Origin of the sequence: Saccharopolyspora mangrovi (assembly GCF_035320975.1) — a bacterium.
Lineage (GTDB): Bacteria > Actinomycetota > Actinomycetes > Mycobacteriales > Pseudonocardiaceae > Saccharopolyspora > Saccharopolyspora mangrovi.
This window is the reverse complement of sequence record NZ_JAWLNX010000013.1, coordinates 159563-175738: the sequence shown is the minus strand read 5'-3', so window position 1 is coordinate 175738 and position 16176 is coordinate 159563. Positions and strand designations below refer to the sequence as shown.

The window sequence follows — 16176 nt, the reverse complement described above, 5'->3', positions numbered from 1 at the left end:
GCTCGGCCACCGACCCCGGCCGAGACGTAGGGTTGTAGAGGTGAACAAGTTCGGGCGGATTCTGCTCAGCGCGGGCGCGGTCGGCGCCGCGACGCTCACGTACTCGGCGGCCATCGAACGACGGCACTGGACGTTGCGGCAGGCGACGGTTCCGGTCCTGGCCGAGGGCACACCCCCGCTGCGGGTGCTGCACATCTCCGACCTGCACATGACGCCGAACCAGCGGTCGAAGCAGCGCTGGGTTTCCGAGCTCGCCGACCTCGACCCGGATTTCGTGGTCAACACCGGCGACAACCTGGCGCACCCGCAGGCCGTTCCGGCGGCGCTGCGCGCGATGGGGTCGTTGCTGGACAAGCCTGGCGTGTTCATCTTCGGCAGCAACGACTACTACGGGCCGAAGCCGAAGAACCCGGCCCGCTACTTGCTGCCGTCGGCGAAGACCAAGCGCGTCCACGGTGAGGCGCTGCCGTGGCGGGACCTGCGCGCGGCGATGACCGAGCGCGGCTGGCTCGATGCCACCCACCGCCACCACGACATCGAGGTCAACGGCACGAAGATCCACGTCGCGGGCCTGGACGACCCGCACCTGCACCTGGACCGCTACGAGGAGATCGCGGGCGAGCCCCCGGCGGACGCCCACCTCAAGCTCGGCGTCACGCACTCGCCCGAGCCGCGCGTGCTGGACTGCTTCGCCGAGGACGGCTACGACCTGGTGATGGCCGGGCACACCCACGGCGGTCAGCTGCGCGTGCCGGGCTACGGCGCGCTGACGACGAACTGCGACCTGGACCGCTCGCGCGCCCGCGGCGCCTCCACGTGGGGCGAGCGGATGCACCTGCACGTCTCGGCAGGCCTGGGCACCTCGCCCTACGCCCCGGTCCGCTTCGCCTGCCCGCCGGAGGCGACCTTGCTGACCTTGCTGCCGAAGGCCGAAAACCCAGCCGCGACCAGCAAGAACGCCGAAAGCAGGACCCCTTGGGGAGCGGGCGAGGGCATCCGCTAAGCTATATCCAGCGCTGAGGCGAGCACCCGAGATGCCTCAGAGCTGGAGATCGGGGTGTGGCGCAGCTTGGGAGCGCGCTTCGTTCGGGTCGAAGAGGTCGTGGGTTCAAATCCCGCCACCCCGACAAGGCAAAGGGCCTGGTCAGGACTCCACAAGGAGTTCCGACCAGGCCCTTTTTCTACGCCCCAAACCTCGTTTGGGAGTCATTCTGGGAGTCAAGCTCGGCTTCGGCGTCCTCCGAAGGCGTCTACTTGTACGAGGGCTGGACGTTGGTGACGCCGTTCCGGAGGCGTGATGCTGGTGGCTGATCCACAGCGCCACTGTGTGGCCGACGATAGTTGTAGTGGATGTTCCAGACGGCGATCGCCGCTGATCGAGCCTTCTCACTAGCGAACTCGCGGGCGTACAGGAGTTCCTCGGCCAGGATGCGCTGGTAGCGCTCCACCTTGCGCGATCGGGCGGGTGCGGCAGCGCTCGACGAGTCGTCGGCCCTCGGATGACAGGGAGCGTTTTGGTGAGTCATCGAGGCCGCTGGTCTCGAAGTTCGCCGCTGATAACCCAGAGATGGCCGAACGGGTCCCGCACCCTGCCTTGCCGCTTGCCGTAGGGGCGGTCATCGACTGGGATCACGAGCTCAGCCCCGTGCTGCACCATGCGGTCCGCTGTCGCGTCGGGGTCCTGCACTGTGAGCATGATCAGGACCGGCGACCCGCCCACCGACTGTGGATCGTGCCACCCCCATTTCTCAACGCCCTGCGCCAGCGCGAAGGCGACGGAGTCGAGCGCGAGCTCGGCGTGGTTCACGACGCCGTGGTCATCGGCGGCTCGGAGATTCACTCGCGCTTCGAGTGCCTGGGTGTAGTAGGTGATCGCTGCGTCGGCGTCGGAGACCAGCAGCTTTGGGATCAGTTGGATTTTCATGCCCCCAGCGTCATGGGGCGGGGCGCCGCCAGCCTTGTAGATTTCGGCCCTCTTCATCGAGCCACGCGGTTGGAGACGTGTCCATGAGGTCCCGGAAGTCACGCACCAGATGACTCTGGTCGTGGTACCCCGAGTCGGCCGCCACTTCCGCCCACGAGGCTGCCCCTGCGCCCGCCCGGCTCACGGCAGAGCCCAGGCGCGCCACACGGGAGGCGAACTTCGGAGTAACTCCCAGCGAGCGTCGCATGACATACCGCAATCGCCGGGGACTCACGTGCACCTCATCCGCCAGTTCCTCAACCGACACAATGCCTCGCCGGACTCTGATCAGGTCCAGTGTTCGGAGGGCGCCTTCAGAGCCAAGGTCGTCGTGGTCAGCCCGGTGCAGCTGATCGAGAAGCCTGACGCGCATGACGGCTTCTCGCTGGGCGACCGGATGGTCCGCCAGTTCCTCAGAGAGCGATTTCACCCACGGAAGAACCGCCTCGGCGCTCACACCGCCCGCGTCAATCTCTCTCAGCGGCACCCGGGTCAGACGTTGCAACGCGGCCGGCGACAACTCGGCATAAGCCACCGGCTGCTGCGAACGCAGAGTCGTGGCCGCAGTCGCGACCCCCGGTCGCATCAACCCCGCGACAAATGCCTGGGCATGCTGAACCTCTGCGCCGTACCGAACCTCAATCGGGCCGTCCAGACTCACAACCAATCGAGCTGACAGTGCCGGGACGGCCCGATGCAGCCTCGCCTCGCCATCGTGTTCGCTGACGGCTACTACGCCGATGCCCAACGCGCGACATGCCCGCCGTAACTCCACCGTCGCATTGTCACATTCTCGTGCTTGATCGCGAGGCCAGCCAGAACATGTCCTCAACCTTCTGTCCCGCAACATCTACTGGTCCTTCAACAGAGCGTCCAAGGCGGCAACCGGAGACCCCTTCGCCATAGCGCGGCGAGCGTCCAACGCTCGCTCCCAGGACTCTGTCAGCGCCTTTACTAGCCCCTTCCTCATGTCCGCCGTCACGTGCGTGTAGCGGCGCTGGACCGATGTATCCGTGTGGCCCATCCGCTCGTCAGCCAGCACGGCTGGCACGCCAAGCTGTTCCATGAGCGTCCGGTGAGAATGGCGCAGACCGTGCGGAGACAGCCCTGGAGCAACAGCCACCCAACTCGCATCGGCCCGCGCCCGCGCACCACGACCACGCGCCGGTACCCCTGGCCAAGGCTCGGCCATGACCGGCACTGGGCGCGTTGGCTGCGGGCTCTTCTTCGGGTACCAACCGGTGGCAGCAGGCTGGAACAACCACGTCGCGAAGCCGTTGCGCCGCCAATGATCAGCTGCCCCCACCGGGCCACCTGTCCCTCGAACGTATCCGAGTGCAGCGATCGCCTTCTCGACACGCGTGCGCGTCTTCTCCGCGACCTCGTCAGGCCGATTGAGCACGTTCGACACCGTCCCTGTCGACACCTCCGCGCGCCGGGCTACGTCCGTCAAACGGGCACCGGACCGGAGTGCCCATAGCACGTTGACACGTCGTCGGGCGAGCGCAAGGACAGCCTGGGTATGGCGCTTGCCTTCGGCGCGCTTGCGGCTGTAATCATCACCTGGAATACGGCGTATCTGGAGCTGCCCTCGGACACCTCGCGCAGAGGCGCGGCCGCATCGATCGGGACCTGCTTGCGCACGTGTCACCTGCGTTGATGGAACACGTCAACCCCCTATGGCACGTACGAATTCCCGGTGGAGCAGGAGTACGCGCGCACCGGCTACCGGCCGCTGCGAAGCCCAGATGTCGAGGTCACGGAATCGTCGTAGGCACATGGTCGGTGCCACATCCTTGTGGTGTGGGACCGACCATGTGGAGGCAGCGATCACGCGTTTGGGAAGCCGGAATCCCGTAGGCGCCTGAAGCAGTGGGCTATGCCACCGGTCGTTCGAGAATGAATCGGCTGCGGGCGCGGAGGTTGCTGACGATGTCGGCTGGGGCCTTGTCCGGAGTGCCGGCATCGTAGGGCGGCTGGGGGTCGTATTCGATGCCGAGTTGGATCGTTTCGGCCACCCCATCGCCCGCGATGCGTCCGGCAAGGTTCAGGGCCATGTCGATGCCGGAGGACACTCCGGCTGCCGTGACGTACTTGCTGTCGATGATCACACGTTCGCTGGTCGGGGTAACGCCCCAAGCCGGGAGTTGGTCGAGGGCCAGCCAGTGTGAGGTGGCGCGGCGTCCAGTGAGCAGCCCCGCGGCCGCGAGGATCAGCGACCCGGTGCACACCGAAGTCGTCCAGGTGCTGGTTTTGTCGGCCGCACGAAGCCATTGGTGGACCGGCCCGTCGGACATGTGTGCGGTCTGCCCGGGGCCTCCGGGCACGACCACGATGTCCGGTCGTGGCACGTCGGCCAATGTGGCGTCCGCGACCAGGTGGAGGGTGCCCACCTCATTGAACACCGGACCAGTTCGCTCGCCGACAAAAACGGTTTCAGCATCCGGCAAGCGGCTAAGCACCTCGTAGGGCCCGATGGCGTCGAGCGCGGTGAACCGGTCAAACAGCAGGATGGCGATGTGCATCTTTCTCCTTGATTGACGGGGTAAAACCGGACTGAAACCGACGTCGATATTCGGAGGGGCCGACACCGAGCGCGCGCAGGAAAGCGCGCCGCATTGCCTCCGCCGTGCCAAAGCCGCAGGCGCGCGCTGTTTCCTCGATGCCGTCGCCGGAGTCCTCCAGTCGGCGGCGAGCGGCCTCCAGGCGAACTCGATCGACATAGCGCCCAGGGGACATCCCCACTTCGGCGACAAAGGAACGTGCGAACTGGCGGGGCGACAGGCTGGTCCGCTCGGCGAGGGCGTCCACCGACAGGTCAGCGTCCGGATGCTCGGCGATCCATTGCTGAACCTCCCGCAAGGGCTCGCGCTGCGCGGTCTGAGTGGCAAGGTGGGCGCTGAACTGCGCCTGGTTTCCCGGGCGTCGCAGGAAAACCACGAGGTGCCGGGCGATAGTCAATGCGGCGTCCCTGCCGAGGTCCTCTTCGATCAGTGCCAGAGCAAGGTCGATGCCGGCGGTGACCCCGGCCGAGGTGGCGAGGTTGCCGTCCCGGACGTAAATCGGTTCCGCGGCGACGTCGACGTCGGGAAACCGGGCTGCCAGAGATTCGCAGTAGGCCCAATGGGTGGTGGCCCGTCGTCCTGACAGCATGCCGGCCGCGGCGAGCAGGAATGCGCCCGTGCACACCGACACAACCTGCCGTGTCTGCGGACCATGTCGGCGAAGCCACGTGATGAGTTTTTGATCGGGCACACGCGTTCCCTCGCCGCCTGGGACGAGGAGTACATCGGGTTTGCCCGCGTGATGGAGGTCGGAGTCGGGCGTGATCAGCAGGCCGCTGGACGTACGGACCGGGTAACCGCCGAGGCTGGCGGTGGTCACGACGTACGCCGGTTCGTCACCACGGGACACCTGCCAGCGATTGGCGCCGGTGAACACCTCCGACGGTCCGGTCACGTCAAGGCTCTGCACACCCTCGAAGAGGACGATGAGCACGGTTTGGGGCCGCATGGAGATCATGTTGTCCTAGACCGGCAGATGGCCACAATGTCGAATTTCCCAACTTTTCTGACATGGGTTGCGCTCGCTGGCGGCATACACGCGGCCGCAGCCCAGTGTCGAAAAACGGTCGTTTGCCGACATCTTGGGCTGGCGAAGCCTTTCCGCAGGTGATCAGTGTCGACAACTCGCGTCGACAAACAACGTTGATAAACGGTGTGATCGACTATTGTCGACGCTCATGGAGATCGGCTACATGCGCGTGTCCACTGGAGACCAGAACCCCGACGCCCAGCGCGACGCGCTGATCCGTGCCGGCGTCGCCGAGGAGAACATCTACGTCGACCACACCTCCGGCGCGAAGTCCTCCCGGCCGCAGTGGGACGTGGTGAACAAGGTGCTGCGCGCCGGGGACGTGCTCGTGTGCACCCGCCTGGACCGAGTCGGGCGCTCGACCGCGCATCTCGTCTCACTGCTGGACGAATTCCGGCAACGCGATGTCGCCTTCCGGTTCCTGGAGCAGGGCATCGACACCACCACCGCCGAAGGACGCATGGTCTACCGGATGCTCGCCGCCGTCGCCGAATTCCAGCGCGACCTCATCGTGGCCAACACCAACGAGGGCCTGGCCGCCGCTCGTGCGCGCGGCAGGAAAGGCGGCCGTCGGCCGAAGCTCACCACACACCAGGCCGAGCTCGCCCAGCAGCTCTACGACGCACGCGAGAAAACCGTCCAGGAGATCGCCGACCTGTTCACCGTGCCCCGCAGCACGATCTACGGCTACCTCAACAAGGAAACCCGCACCGTAGCCGCTGATCAGAGCTAAGCGTTGTTTTTTCGGCGTGTGCTACCGGGACGCCTATTTACGGCAAATGCGCGTTCAAACGACCAAACAGGACGACAAAAAGACTGGTCAGAAGGCATCTGGCTGAGAGCCTGTAAATCAGCTGGCGACAGGCTTTGGTCGTGGTTTCGGCTGGAGAGGTGACTCCGCTCCTGCGTAGCCGTTCGTTGCGTGACGCAGCAGGGGCCCTGCAACCGGATTGGGAGTCAGATTGGGAGTCAACCCCGCAAGCGGGAGCAACTGAAGCCTACGGACACCAACGCAGCCCGAAGGGCTGACCTGCACCTTTCTTAGACCTCGCTGGTACAGATCATCGCGAACCTTCGTTCGGGTCGAAGAGGTCGTGGGTTCAAATCCCGCCACCCCGACAAGGCAAAGGGCCTGGTCAGGACTCCACAAGGAGTTCCGACCAGGCCCTTTTCCCATGTCCGGATCCGCCGCTGGGAGAAAATGGGGAGAAGATCTTGGTATTTGGACTTGCGTACGCGTGCCCACGCACACAAGTCCGAAGGGTCAGGGCACCGTGTCGACGAGGACGAGAGTGCGCGGCCGCTCGGCCGAATCCAACAGCTCCCAGCGAGCCACTTCCCGCCCGGGCACGGGAACTGGGCCAGGAAACACGAGTCGGTAGCGCAGTGGTTGAGCCGGCGGCACCACCTCCCGGTGGGCCCAGTTCCAACGCAGCAAGGTCTGCTTTAGCGGTCCGGCGGCGTTGTAGCGCTCCTCGAGCAGCGGCTGAGTCACGGCCGGGTCAGTGAGGTAATCGACAACAGGCACTGACGCGTGGAACGCAAGCGCACCGACCTCCCCTGGGCTCGCGACGGGCTGTCCGCCCGTGAGCCGTCCAAGGTCGGCAGCGACTGCGGCGTATTGGGCGGTACGGGCATAGTTCCCGGTCAGATAGCCCATAGTCCAAGGGACTGGAAACGACGCGGCGAGCGACCCAGTAGCCAGAACAAGAGCAACAGTCATCGCGGTAGCCCCGAGCCACGTTGAGCGGTACGGAGTAAGTGCCGTAGCCAGGATCGAACAGATCACCAGTGGAGCGAAGTACCAAAATTGCGGGTACGCCTCGCCCAGCAACATCACCACCCAGTGAGCCCATCCCGCAGCCAGGACTACCAGCACCACGCGAGCACGACGGTCTCTCCTGATCAGAGCCCACACACCGCACATGAGTCCCGTGAGCACTGGCAACGCAGTCAGCACCGTCGCAACTGGCCACAAGGCGGTGTAAAACGACCCCACCGAGGTCACCATGGTGAAGGACGAGCCGCTGTTGCTCTTGAGCCACGTCGTATCCGGCACGGCGCCGCCGAGCGCGAACCACGACCACAAATGCCACGGCGCAACGACCATGGCACCGATCACGGCAACAGAGAGCCAGCGCCTCCATGGCAGCATCCCAAAGATCAGCATGGCCGCTGGCACTACTAGGTCAAGACGAGTCAGCAACGCCAAACCGGCGAGCACCGCGACTCCCACAACTCGGCCTTCGACCGCGTAGCGAGCGACGCCTGTGAGTGCCGCAACCCCGAGATAGGTCTCGAGACCCACAGTCGACGCCAACAGCGGGGAACATGCCAACAAAGTCAAAGCGACGTATGGCGCTGCTGAGTGAAGCCCGAGAGTGCGACGCAGCCTTTGAGTCCACCAACCAGTCATCGCGAATGCCGCAGCCAGCACGAGCCCAGCGGCAGTCACCACGTGACCATCGGTGAGCACGCCCCCCGCAGCCAGCAACCACATATTCAGCGGTGAGCTCTGCGTGTTCGCAGTAACGCCAGGCAGCGCTCCCCACACACCGTGCTCAGCAAGGTTGCGGGCATACGTCAGCGTGATCATCGCATCGTCAGACATGGCCCGGTAGGTGACCAAGAACAGTGCCAGCCCAAGAAAGGCGCCATACGCTGCCGGAGCCCACTCGCCCAGGCTTGGCCACCGCCAGCGGGTCGGAACGCTGTCTACGACCCCGGTTGCTTTTTCCGTTTCCGACAAAGCCGTCACTCCGGGGAAGATTCCGCCTAGAGCTCCTCTCGAACCGCATGTCACTCCTGAGAGGGCGTGTCGTCTGCGCGCAGGAGGCAGGTGGTCGCCGCGTTTGGGAGAAAGACAAGACCAACGGATCTACCTGCGCATATGCGCAGCGATGCGGGCTGCGGCGGTCGAAGAAGCCACCGCAATACAAAGGGCCTGGTCAGGACTCCGCAAAGAGTTCCGGCCAGGCCCTTTTCCTATGCCCAGATGCGTCGCTCGGAGAAGAGCTTGGTCTTTGCCTCTCCCCCGTTCTCTCCACACCGTGCCTGCAGAAGGTCGTCCAGGACGGCCACCGCGCCGCCGACTCCAGTTCGATGCGCGGGAACGATCAGGCGTCACAGGCTCCTGACCGACGCTGATCGCGTTAGCAGCCGGGCCCGTCCAGCGCCGTCCCCGGCGACTGCGGACGGCCTCTTGGGCGGCATGATCAGCATGGGCGTTGAGGAGATCACCATCGGCCTGGTGCGCGGGAACCCATTTGAACGTCACGTCTCGACCGGAGAGCATCCGCTGGATGCGTGCGGCCAGATCCAGGTTCTTGGACGCCCCGCTCCGCCCGGTCACGACGTTCATCGCGTACTGGGAATCGATGCGGATTTCCAGGGGCACGCCAGGATCCGTCGAGTCGAGCAGTTCTGCCACTGCGGTGAGCTCGCCGATGTTGTTCGTGGCATTCCCCAAGAACCCGGATTCACCTCGGCTGGGACGACCTTGGGCGTTCCCCAGCACCCACGCCCACCCCGTTGGTCCGGGATTGGGCTGAGCTGAGCCATCCGTTGCGGCGATCACGCGTTCCGTCATGGCCCGGCACGCTAATCCCACCGCGGCAAGGTGTTCCACCAGCACATTCGCTGGTGAAGGTGCGAGGAGCGCAAGCGCCCACGTGGGCTCGCACCTTAGTACTGTGGGGCAAATCACAAGACGGCTTGAGGGTCCACTCGCACCCGACGCTGGGGAGGGCGCTGTAAGGGCTCCCGCCGCGCTGGGGGGTCAAAACCTTCCCCAACGCGATGCTCAGCCCGGGTTTGCTGAGCGGGTTGTTCGGGAGCGGTTGAGAATCGGGGGATGCGGTGGAGGGTTCTGGGCGGCACGGGTGCCGCGGTCGTCGCGACCGCGGTCGTCGGTGCGGCTGCGGTGGAGGCTGACGGGTCGTGGTTCCGGGGTTTGCGCAAGCCTCGTTGGCAGCCGCCCCCTGCGGTGTTCGGGCCGGTGTGGACCGCCCTGTACGCCGACATCGCCGTCGCCTCCGCCGCGGCGTTGTCCCGGGTTCCCCGGGGTTCTCGTTACGTCCCGGCCCTGGCCGCGAACCTGGTGCTCAACGCCGGGTGGACCTGGGTCTTCTGGGGCGCTCGGCGGCCCTGGTCGGCGGCTGCGGAGGCCGGGGCGCTGACCGCCAGCTCGGTCGACCTGCTCGCGCGGACGGCACGAGTCGATTCGCGCGCCGGAGCCGCCTTGGCTCCGTACGTGGCGTGGTGCGCGTTCGCCACCGCTCTGTCGGCGGAGATCGCCCGCCGCAATCCCTGATCCGGCGCGATGGCCGATTCCCGCCGGATCGGGGCGGCTTCGGCGGTGACCATCGAGGCATGGACTTTCGAGTGCTGCCGATCGCCACTGATGTGCTGGCGGAGCTGCGGGAGGTCGACGGCGGGTCGCCGGGTCGAGCCGTTCGTCGACGAGGTGGGCGGTGGGCCGTTGCGGTGCTGCCTGCGGCGGATCCGGGCCGGTGAGCGAGTCGCGCTGGTGGGCTACGCGCCGTTGCGGCGGTGGGCCGCGGAGACCGGGGCCCACCCTGGGGCTTACGACGAGGTCGGGCCGGTGTTCATCCACTGCGAGTCCTGCACGGGCCCGGACCTTCCCGGATGGCCGGAGCAGATCCGGGGCGCTCGGCGGGTCCTGCGCGCGTACTCCGCCGAGGGCCGGATTTCGGGTGGATGCCTGCTGGCGGGAAACACCGAACTCGCCGAGCGAACCGCGTCCGACCTGCTGATGGATCCAGCAGTGGCGCTCGTGCACGTACGCGCGGTCGAGTTCGGGTGCTTCCTGTTCGAGGTGCGCCGCCGTTGATCAGGTGGGGTTGCGGTCGCCGAGGCGGACGAGGACCACGCCGGTGATGATCAGGAGGCCGCCGAGGACGATCGCCGCGCCCGGCCGCTGGTCGAGCAGGGCCCAGGCGAACAGGGCGCTGGCGAGGACCTCGGTGAGGGCGACGAACGAGGCCAGGCGGGAGCCGAGGCGGCGGGTGGCGGCGGTGCCCGTCACGTAGGCGACCGCGGCGGAGACCACGCCCAGCGCGACCAGCGGTGCCCACCAAGGCGTTTCGCCGATGGCGTAGGCGGCGGGATCGAAAGTCGCGTGCATGGGCAGGATCCCGACCGCGCCGAGGACCGCGAGGATCACCGCCGACAGGGCGAGCCCGACGCCGGCCAGGGTGATGGGCGGGAGGACCCCGTCCGTCTCGCCTGAGATCAGGAAGTACGCCGCGTTGCCGATCATGGCCGCGAAGGCCCACGCCGCACCGGTCCACGCGACGTCCGCGCCCGAGGCCAGGTCCAGCGCGAACACCAGGCCCGCGATCGCCGAGGCCGCGCCCAGCAGCGTCAGCGGCCCGGGGCGCTGACCTCGCCGCAGCCACAGCCAGCCGACGATCGCCACCGGTGCGGTGAACTCGATGAGCAGGGCGGGAGCCACGTCCATCGTGCTCACCGCCGAGAAGTAGCAGAACTGCGTGCCCGCCATCCCCAGCGCGCCGTAGATCAGCACCGGGCGCGCCTGCGCCCGCAGCAACCACCACCGGCCGCGCAGCGCGATCAGGGCGAACGGCGCCAGCACCAGCGCGCCGACGCTGAGCCGAGCGAGCACCACCGCACCGGGGCTCCACCCGGCTTCGAGCAGACCGCGCGCCAGCGCGCCCGACATGCCGAACGAGCCTGCCGAGAGCAGGGCGAGCAGCAGTCCGCCGCTGATCCCCGGAGCAACGCGCACACCAGCGCTGTCATCTGCTAACTGAGTCATGGCAAATGACATTATGGAGGGCCATGTAATATGTCAACATGATTTTTGGGCATGACACGGAGGAGGCGCTGCAGGCTGCCGTCTCCCTGGTCAACAGCGCCGGAGATCCCGATTCGCTGACCACGGTCGAAGCCGTCGACGCCTGGTACGCCGAGCACCGCTACACCGGGCGCCGCGACCGCGACGAAGCCGAGCTGGAGGAGCTCCGCGCGCTGCGGCCCGTCCTGCGCGACCTGCTGACCACCGACCGCGACCGCGCGGCGAGCCTGGTCAACGGCATGCTCGCCGAGGCCGGGGCTCTCCCCCAGCTGGTGCGCCACGGGGGCGAGGACTGGCACCTGCACGCCGTCGCCTCCGACGCGCCGCTGGCCCACCGGGTGATCGTCGAGGCCGCGATGGCGATGGTCGACGTGGTCCGGCTCGACGAGATGTCGCGGCTGTCGGTGTGCGCGGACGAGAACTGCCAGGGCGTCGTCATCGACCTCACCCGCAACCGCTCCCGCCGCTTCTGCAGCACCGCCTGCGCCAACCGCAACGCCGTCGCCGCCTACCGGGCCCGCAAGAACCGCTGAGACCGGGTGCGCGCACCGGTCGAACCGATCGGGCAGTATCGGGGGCGTGAGCACCTATCCCGAGGCGAAGATCCCCACTGCCCTGTTCGAGGACCCGGAGCGCGAGACCCGGTGGCGGACGCGGTTCACCGCTCCGCGCGTGTCGTTGCCGGACTGGGCCCGGGACGCCCCGCAGCGCAGCCTGTACGTGTCGAACACCAGCGGCACCTGGGAGATCTACGCCTGGGACCGGCACTCCGACGAGCACCGCCAGGTCACCGACCGTCCACAGGGGACGTTCCACGGGACGCTGTCGGTCGACGGCGGGAAGATCTGGTGGTTCGACGACACCGACGGCGACGAGTTCGGCAGCTGGATCGTCGAACCGTTCGCGGCGGGCACCGCCGAACCCGCCGTTCCCGGCACCCACCCCGGCTACCCGGCCGGCCTGGAGCTCGGCAGCTCGGTGATCGGGCTGGGCATGTCCACCGACGACGGCGTGACCGTGTGGGTGGTGCGCGACGGCGGCGAACCCGAGGTGCTCTACCAGCACGAGCAGGACGGCGGCCTGTCCGCGATGTCCTGGGACGAGACGATGCTGGTCATCTCGCACTCCGAGCACGGCGACTCCCGGCACCCGGCGCTGCGGGTGCTGCGCGTCGACGGCTCCGCGGTCGCCGAGAAGTGGGACGGGCCCGGCAAGTCGCTGGACGCGCTGGCGTTCGCGCCGGTCACCGGCGACCCGCGGCTGCTGGTGCTGCACGAGCGCCGCGGCAAGGAAGAGCTGCTGATCTGGGACGTCGCGGCCGACACCGAGACCGAGATCGAACTGGACCTGCCCGGCGAGGTCTCCGCCGACTGGTACCAGGACGGCAAGGCGCTGCTGATCGCCCACACCCAGCACGCGCGCACCACCATGCACCGCTACGACCTGCACTCCGGCGAGCTCACCGAACTCGCCACTCCCCCGGGCACGGTCGCGGGCGCGGCGGTGCGCCCGGACCACGCGGTGGAGTACGTGTGGTCCTCGGCGGCGACGCCGTCGCTGGTGCGCACCGTGTCGGCCACCGGCGACGACCAGGTGCTGCTCACCCCGCCCGGCGAGCGCCCGCCGGGTTCGCAGGCCGTGGAGGACGTGTTCGTCGCGACCCCCCACGGCCCGAACGACACCGTGCACGCGCTGGTCGCGCGGCCGGAGGGCGCTGGGGACGGCCCGCTCCCGGCGGTGTTCAACCTGCACGGCGGCCCGCACGCGGCTGACGAGGACCGCTTCTCCGCCTACCGCGCGGCCTGGCTGGACGCCGGGTTCGCCGTGGTGGAGATCAACTACCGGGGCTCCACCGGCTACGGCTCGGCGTGGCGGGACGCCATCGAGGGCAGGCCGGGCACCACCGAGCTCGAAGACGTCGCGCGGGTGCACGACTGGGCGATCGAGGCCGGGCTGACCACGCCGGAGCTGAGCGTCGTCGCGGGCGCGTCCTGGGGCGGCTACCTGACGCTGCTGGCGCTGGGCACCCAGCCAGAGCGCTGGGCGGGCGGTGTCGCCGGTGTGCCGGTGGCCGACTACGTCTCGGCGTTCGCCGACGAGATGGAGCCGCTGCGGGCCTACGACCGCGCGCTGTTCGGCGGCTCCCCGGAGGAGATCCCGGAGGTCTACGAGAAGGCCTCGCCGATCACCTACATCGACCAGGTGCGCGCGCCGGTGCTGGTGCTGGCCGGGGACAACGACCCGCGCTGCCCGATCCAGCAGATCCTCAACTACCTGGACCGGCTGGGCGAGCGGGAGATCCCGTTCGAGTTCTACCGCTACGACGCCGGGCACGGCTCGCTGGTCGTGGCGGAGACGTTGCGACAGGTCGCGACCGAGATCCACTTCGCCCGCCGCGCCGTCGGCCTGGCCTGAGCCCGTCTCCGAGGTGGTGTCGAATTTCGCGCGAAGTTCGACACCACCACATCGGATTCGAATTTCGCGCGAAATTGGAACCCCGCTGGTCAGGACCGTACTTCGCGCGCGTGGGGTGCGCCAGGGTTGGCGGGTCGGGTCAGGTGCAGGTCGTAGCGGAGTTCGTCGAGGTCGTGGCCCCACTGCCGGACCGGGTGGCGTTCGGTGACGCGGAACCCCGCGGCGAGGTAGAGGTGCGCAGCGGCCTCCAGCCGGTCGACGGTCCAGAGCCGGATCTGGCGGTAACCGCGTTCCCGGGCGTGCTCGAGCAGGACGCCCAGCAGACGTCGCCCCAGCCCGGTTTCCCGAGCCGAGGGTTCCACCAGGAACCAGCGGAGCTGCGCCAGCCCGCCGCCCTCGTCGGTCAGCGCCACCGTGCCGACGACCTGTCCGTCGCGTTCCGCCGCCCAGAGCCTGCCCGGTTCCCCACCGGCCGCCCGCGCTGCGGCGAAGCCGGCGAGACCGCGCGCCACGTGCGCTTCGAATTCCTCGTCGAAGCCGTGCTCGCGGGCGTAGAACTCGCCGTGCATGGTCAGCACCTTGCCCAGGTCCCCGGGACGCGGGCCGGTGCGGATGGTGATCTCGGCCGTCTCGGTCATGACGCGACTCCACGGTGGGTGAAACAATCGTTTCACCCGTCAGAGTAGCCGAGAGGACCACCATGACCCAGCCCGGACGACGCGAGGAACTGCTGGCCAAGCTGCTCGACTACTCAGCTGACCACGGGCTGTCGGAGGTGTCGCTGCGTCCGCTGGCGGCGGCGGTCGGGTCGAGCCCGCGGATGCTGCTGTACTTCTTCGGCTCCAAGGAGGGGCTGGTCCGCGAGGTGCACCGGCACGCCCGCGACGTGCAGCTGGAGCTGCTGTCCGAGGCCCTCGCCGATCACCCGGACCGGATCGACGCGCTCCGGGCGCTGTGGCGGTGGCTGCGCGATCCCGCCCACCACAACGTCATCCGCTTCTTCTTCGAGAGCTACGCCCGCTCGCTGCACGGCGGCGCGTGGGACGGCTTCGGCGAGTCCAGCGTGCGCGAATGGCTCCCCCGGCTGCGCACAGCGCTGGGCGATTCGGAGACCGAGGCGACGCTGACGCTCGCGGCGCTGCGCGGACTGGTGCTGGACCTGCTCGCCACCGGTGATGCCGAACGCGTCGACGCGGCCTTCGAAGAACTCCTCGCCCGGTTGTGAGCGACGCCCCTCGTCGGGGCCGGAATATCTCGTTCCGCGCGGTCGTCATGCTCGGTGTGAGCCATCTGTTTGAACCGATCAAGCTGCGTGATCTGACCGTCCGCAACCGCGTGTGGGTCTCGCCCATGTGCCAGTACTCGGCCACCGACGGCGTGCCCGACGACTGGCACCTGGTCCACCTGGGCCAGTTCGCCATCGGCGGCGCCGGTCTGGTCATCGCGGAGGCCTCCGGGGTCGTGCCGGAAGGCCGCATCACCCCGCACGACACCGGCATCTACAACGACGAGCAGGTCGCCGCGTGGCGCCGGATCAACGACTTCGTGCACGCCCAGGGCGCCGCCACCGGCATCCAGCTCGCGCACGCCGGCCGCAAGGCTTCCACCGACCAGCCGTGGGCGGGCGGCACCACCGTCGAGGAGTCCGAGGGCGGCTGGCAGACCGTCAGCTCCACGGCTAACGCCTTCGGCGACCTGGCCGCGCCGCGCGCGCTGACCGCCGAGGAGATCGCCGAGCTGCCCGAGCAGTTCGCCGCCGCCGCGCGCCGCGCCGACGAGGCCGACTTCGACGTCGTCGAGCTGCACTTCGCGCACGGCTACCTGGCGCACCAGTTCTACTCGCCGCTGGTCAACGACCGCACCGACGCCTACGGCGGCAGCTTCGAGAACCGGGTGCGGGTGCTGCTGGAGATCGCCGACGCGGTGCGCGCGGTGTGGCCGGAGGGCAAGCCGCTGTTCGCCCGCCTGTCCGCGACCGACTGGGCCGAGGGCGGCTGGACCGGCGACGACTCGGTGCGTCTGGCCCGGCTGCTGGCCGAGCGGGGCGTCGACCTGATCGACGCCTCCACCGGCGGGGCGATCCCGGACGCGCAGATCCCGGTGCGGTCCGGCTACCAGGTCCCGTTCGCCCGGCAGATCAAGCTGGACGCCGAGGTCCCGACGGCCTCCGTCGGGCTGATCACCGCGCCGGAGCAGGCCGAGGAGATCGTCGCCTCGGGTTCGGCCGACGCCGTGCTGCTCGGTCGCGAGCTGCTGCGCGACCCGCACTGGCCGATGCACGCGGCCGACCGGCTGCGCGCCGACAGCCTCTGGCCCGTCCAGTACGAACGCGCCCGCTGAGCGCGGAACCCGGGGGCGAGAACCG

General features: G+C 68.2%; 17 protein-coding genes, 1 tRNA gene and 2 pseudogenes. 9 read left to right on the top strand and 11 right to left on the bottom strand.

The window, feature by feature from the left end; translation table 11 throughout:
* Window positions 1-40: 40 nt before the first annotated feature.
* On the top strand, window positions 41-1003 hold the full coding sequence (locus tag R4I43_RS19620) for a metallophosphoesterase (RefSeq protein WP_324267104.1): 963 nt from the start codon (window positions 41-43) through the stop codon (window positions 1001-1003).
* A 50-nt stretch (window positions 1004-1053) separates the two neighbouring features.
* Window positions 1054-1127: transfer RNA gene (locus R4I43_RS19615), tRNA-Pro, on the top strand.
* A gap of 123 nt (window positions 1128-1250) precedes the next feature.
* Here the strand turns inward: R4I43_RS19615 and R4I43_RS19610 are convergent.
* From R4I43_RS19610 to R4I43_RS19585, 7 genes and pseudogenes are all read right to left on the bottom strand, one after another.
* Window positions 1251-1466: pseudogene (locus R4I43_RS19610) on the bottom strand (integrase core domain-containing protein); the annotation flags it as partial.
* A gap of 56 nt (window positions 1467-1522) precedes the next feature.
* Window positions 1523-1924 carry a VOC family protein gene (locus R4I43_RS19605; protein WP_324267103.1) on the bottom strand — a complete coding sequence of 134 codons (402 nt, stop codon included), beginning with the start codon at window positions 1922-1924 and terminating at the stop codon, window positions 1523-1525.
* Window positions 1925-1934: 10 nt separating this feature from the next.
* Window positions 1935-2498, bottom strand: a complete 564-nt coding sequence (locus R4I43_RS19600) for a helix-turn-helix domain-containing protein (RefSeq protein WP_324267102.1) — start codon at window positions 2496-2498, stop codon at window positions 1935-1937.
* A gap of 315 nt (window positions 2499-2813) precedes the next feature.
* Entirely contained in the window at window positions 2814-3269 is a 456-nt protein-coding gene (locus R4I43_RS34335; RefSeq protein WP_407691276.1) for a tyrosine-type recombinase/integrase, read from the bottom strand.
* Window positions 3270-3299: 30 nt separating this feature from the next.
* Window positions 3300-3518 (bottom strand): annotated as a pseudogene (locus R4I43_RS19595) (LacI family DNA-binding transcriptional regulator); the annotation flags it as partial.
* 322 nt (window positions 3519-3840) lie between these two features.
* Complete coding sequence (locus tag R4I43_RS19590) at window positions 3841-4488, bottom strand: DJ-1/PfpI family protein (protein WP_324267101.1); 648 nt, start codon at window positions 4486-4488, stop codon at window positions 3841-3843.
* Window positions 4463-5476: a GlxA family transcriptional regulator gene (locus tag R4I43_RS19585; protein WP_407691275.1), complete on the bottom strand. Its 1014-nt coding sequence runs from the start codon at window positions 5474-5476 to the stop codon at window positions 4463-4465. The genes R4I43_RS19590 and R4I43_RS19585 overlap by 26 nt, the downstream gene beginning before the upstream one ends.
* Window positions 5477-5705: 229 nt before the next feature.
* Here R4I43_RS19585 and R4I43_RS19580 point away from each other — a divergent pair, with 229 nt between their 5' ends.
* Complete coding sequence (locus R4I43_RS19580; RefSeq protein WP_324267099.1) at window positions 5706-6290, top strand: recombinase family protein; 585 nt, start codon at window positions 5706-5708, stop codon at window positions 6288-6290.
* 531 nt (window positions 6291-6821) lie between these two features.
* Here R4I43_RS19580 and R4I43_RS19575 read toward each other — a convergent pair.
* The gene (locus tag R4I43_RS19575) at window positions 6822-8168 is read right to left on the bottom strand and encodes a hypothetical protein (protein ID WP_324267098.1); all 1347 of its coding nucleotides are present in this window, start codon (window positions 8166-8168) and stop codon (window positions 6822-6824) included.
* A gap of 267 nt (window positions 8169-8435) precedes the next feature.
* Window positions 8436-9146 carry a ribonuclease HI gene (locus R4I43_RS34330; RefSeq protein ID WP_407691272.1) on the bottom strand — a complete coding sequence of 237 codons (711 nt, stop codon included), beginning with the start codon at window positions 9144-9146 and terminating at the stop codon, window positions 8436-8438.
* Window positions 9147-9410: 264 nt separating this feature from the next.
* Between R4I43_RS34330 and R4I43_RS19565 the strand changes: the two genes are divergently transcribed.
* Window positions 9411-9869, top strand: a complete 459-nt coding sequence (locus R4I43_RS19565) for a TspO/MBR family protein (RefSeq protein WP_324267096.1) — start codon at window positions 9411-9413, stop codon at window positions 9867-9869.
* A 90-nt stretch (window positions 9870-9959) separates the two neighbouring features.
* The gene (locus R4I43_RS19560; RefSeq protein WP_324267095.1) at window positions 9960-10409 is read left to right on the top strand and encodes a DUF1203 domain-containing protein; all 450 of its coding nucleotides are present in this window, start codon (window positions 9960-9962) and stop codon (window positions 10407-10409) included.
* On the opposite strand, the gene R4I43_RS19555 is transcribed toward R4I43_RS19560, so the two are convergent.
* Entirely contained in the window at window positions 10410-11357 is a 948-nt protein-coding gene (locus tag R4I43_RS19555) for an EamA family transporter (RefSeq protein ID WP_324267094.1), read from the bottom strand. It abuts the gene before it with no gap.
* Between the two features lie 38 nt (window positions 11358-11395).
* On the opposite strand from R4I43_RS19555, the gene R4I43_RS19550 reads away from it, so the two are divergent.
* Together R4I43_RS19550 and R4I43_RS19545 are read left to right on the top strand one after the other, a co-directional pair.
* Window positions 11396-11929 carry a CGNR zinc finger domain-containing protein gene (locus tag R4I43_RS19550; protein WP_324267093.1) on the top strand — a complete coding sequence of 178 codons (534 nt, stop codon included), beginning with the start codon at window positions 11396-11398 and terminating at the stop codon, window positions 11927-11929.
* Between the two features lie 46 nt (window positions 11930-11975).
* A complete protein-coding gene (locus tag R4I43_RS19545) occupies window positions 11976-13811 on the top strand; it encodes a S9 family peptidase (protein ID WP_324267092.1) in 1836 nt (611 codons plus the stop codon).
* Between the two features lie 89 nt (window positions 13812-13900).
* On the opposite strand, the gene R4I43_RS19540 is transcribed toward R4I43_RS19545, so the two are convergent.
* Window positions 13901-14449 (bottom strand): GNAT family N-acetyltransferase, encoded by a 549-nt coding sequence (locus R4I43_RS19540; RefSeq protein WP_324267091.1) that lies wholly within the window; start codon window positions 14447-14449, stop codon window positions 13901-13903.
* 62 nt (window positions 14450-14511) lie between these two features.
* On the opposite strand from R4I43_RS19540, the gene R4I43_RS19535 reads away from it, so the two are divergent.
* Window positions 14512-15036, top strand: a complete 525-nt coding sequence (locus R4I43_RS19535; protein WP_324267090.1) for a TetR/AcrR family transcriptional regulator — start codon at window positions 14512-14514, stop codon at window positions 15034-15036.
* A 47-nt stretch (window positions 15037-15083) separates the two neighbouring features.
* Complete coding sequence (locus R4I43_RS19530) at window positions 15084-16151, top strand: NADH:flavin oxidoreductase/NADH oxidase (RefSeq protein ID WP_324267089.1); 1068 nt, start codon at window positions 15084-15086, stop codon at window positions 16149-16151.
* The last annotated feature ends 25 nt before the right edge of the window (window positions 16152-16176 follow it).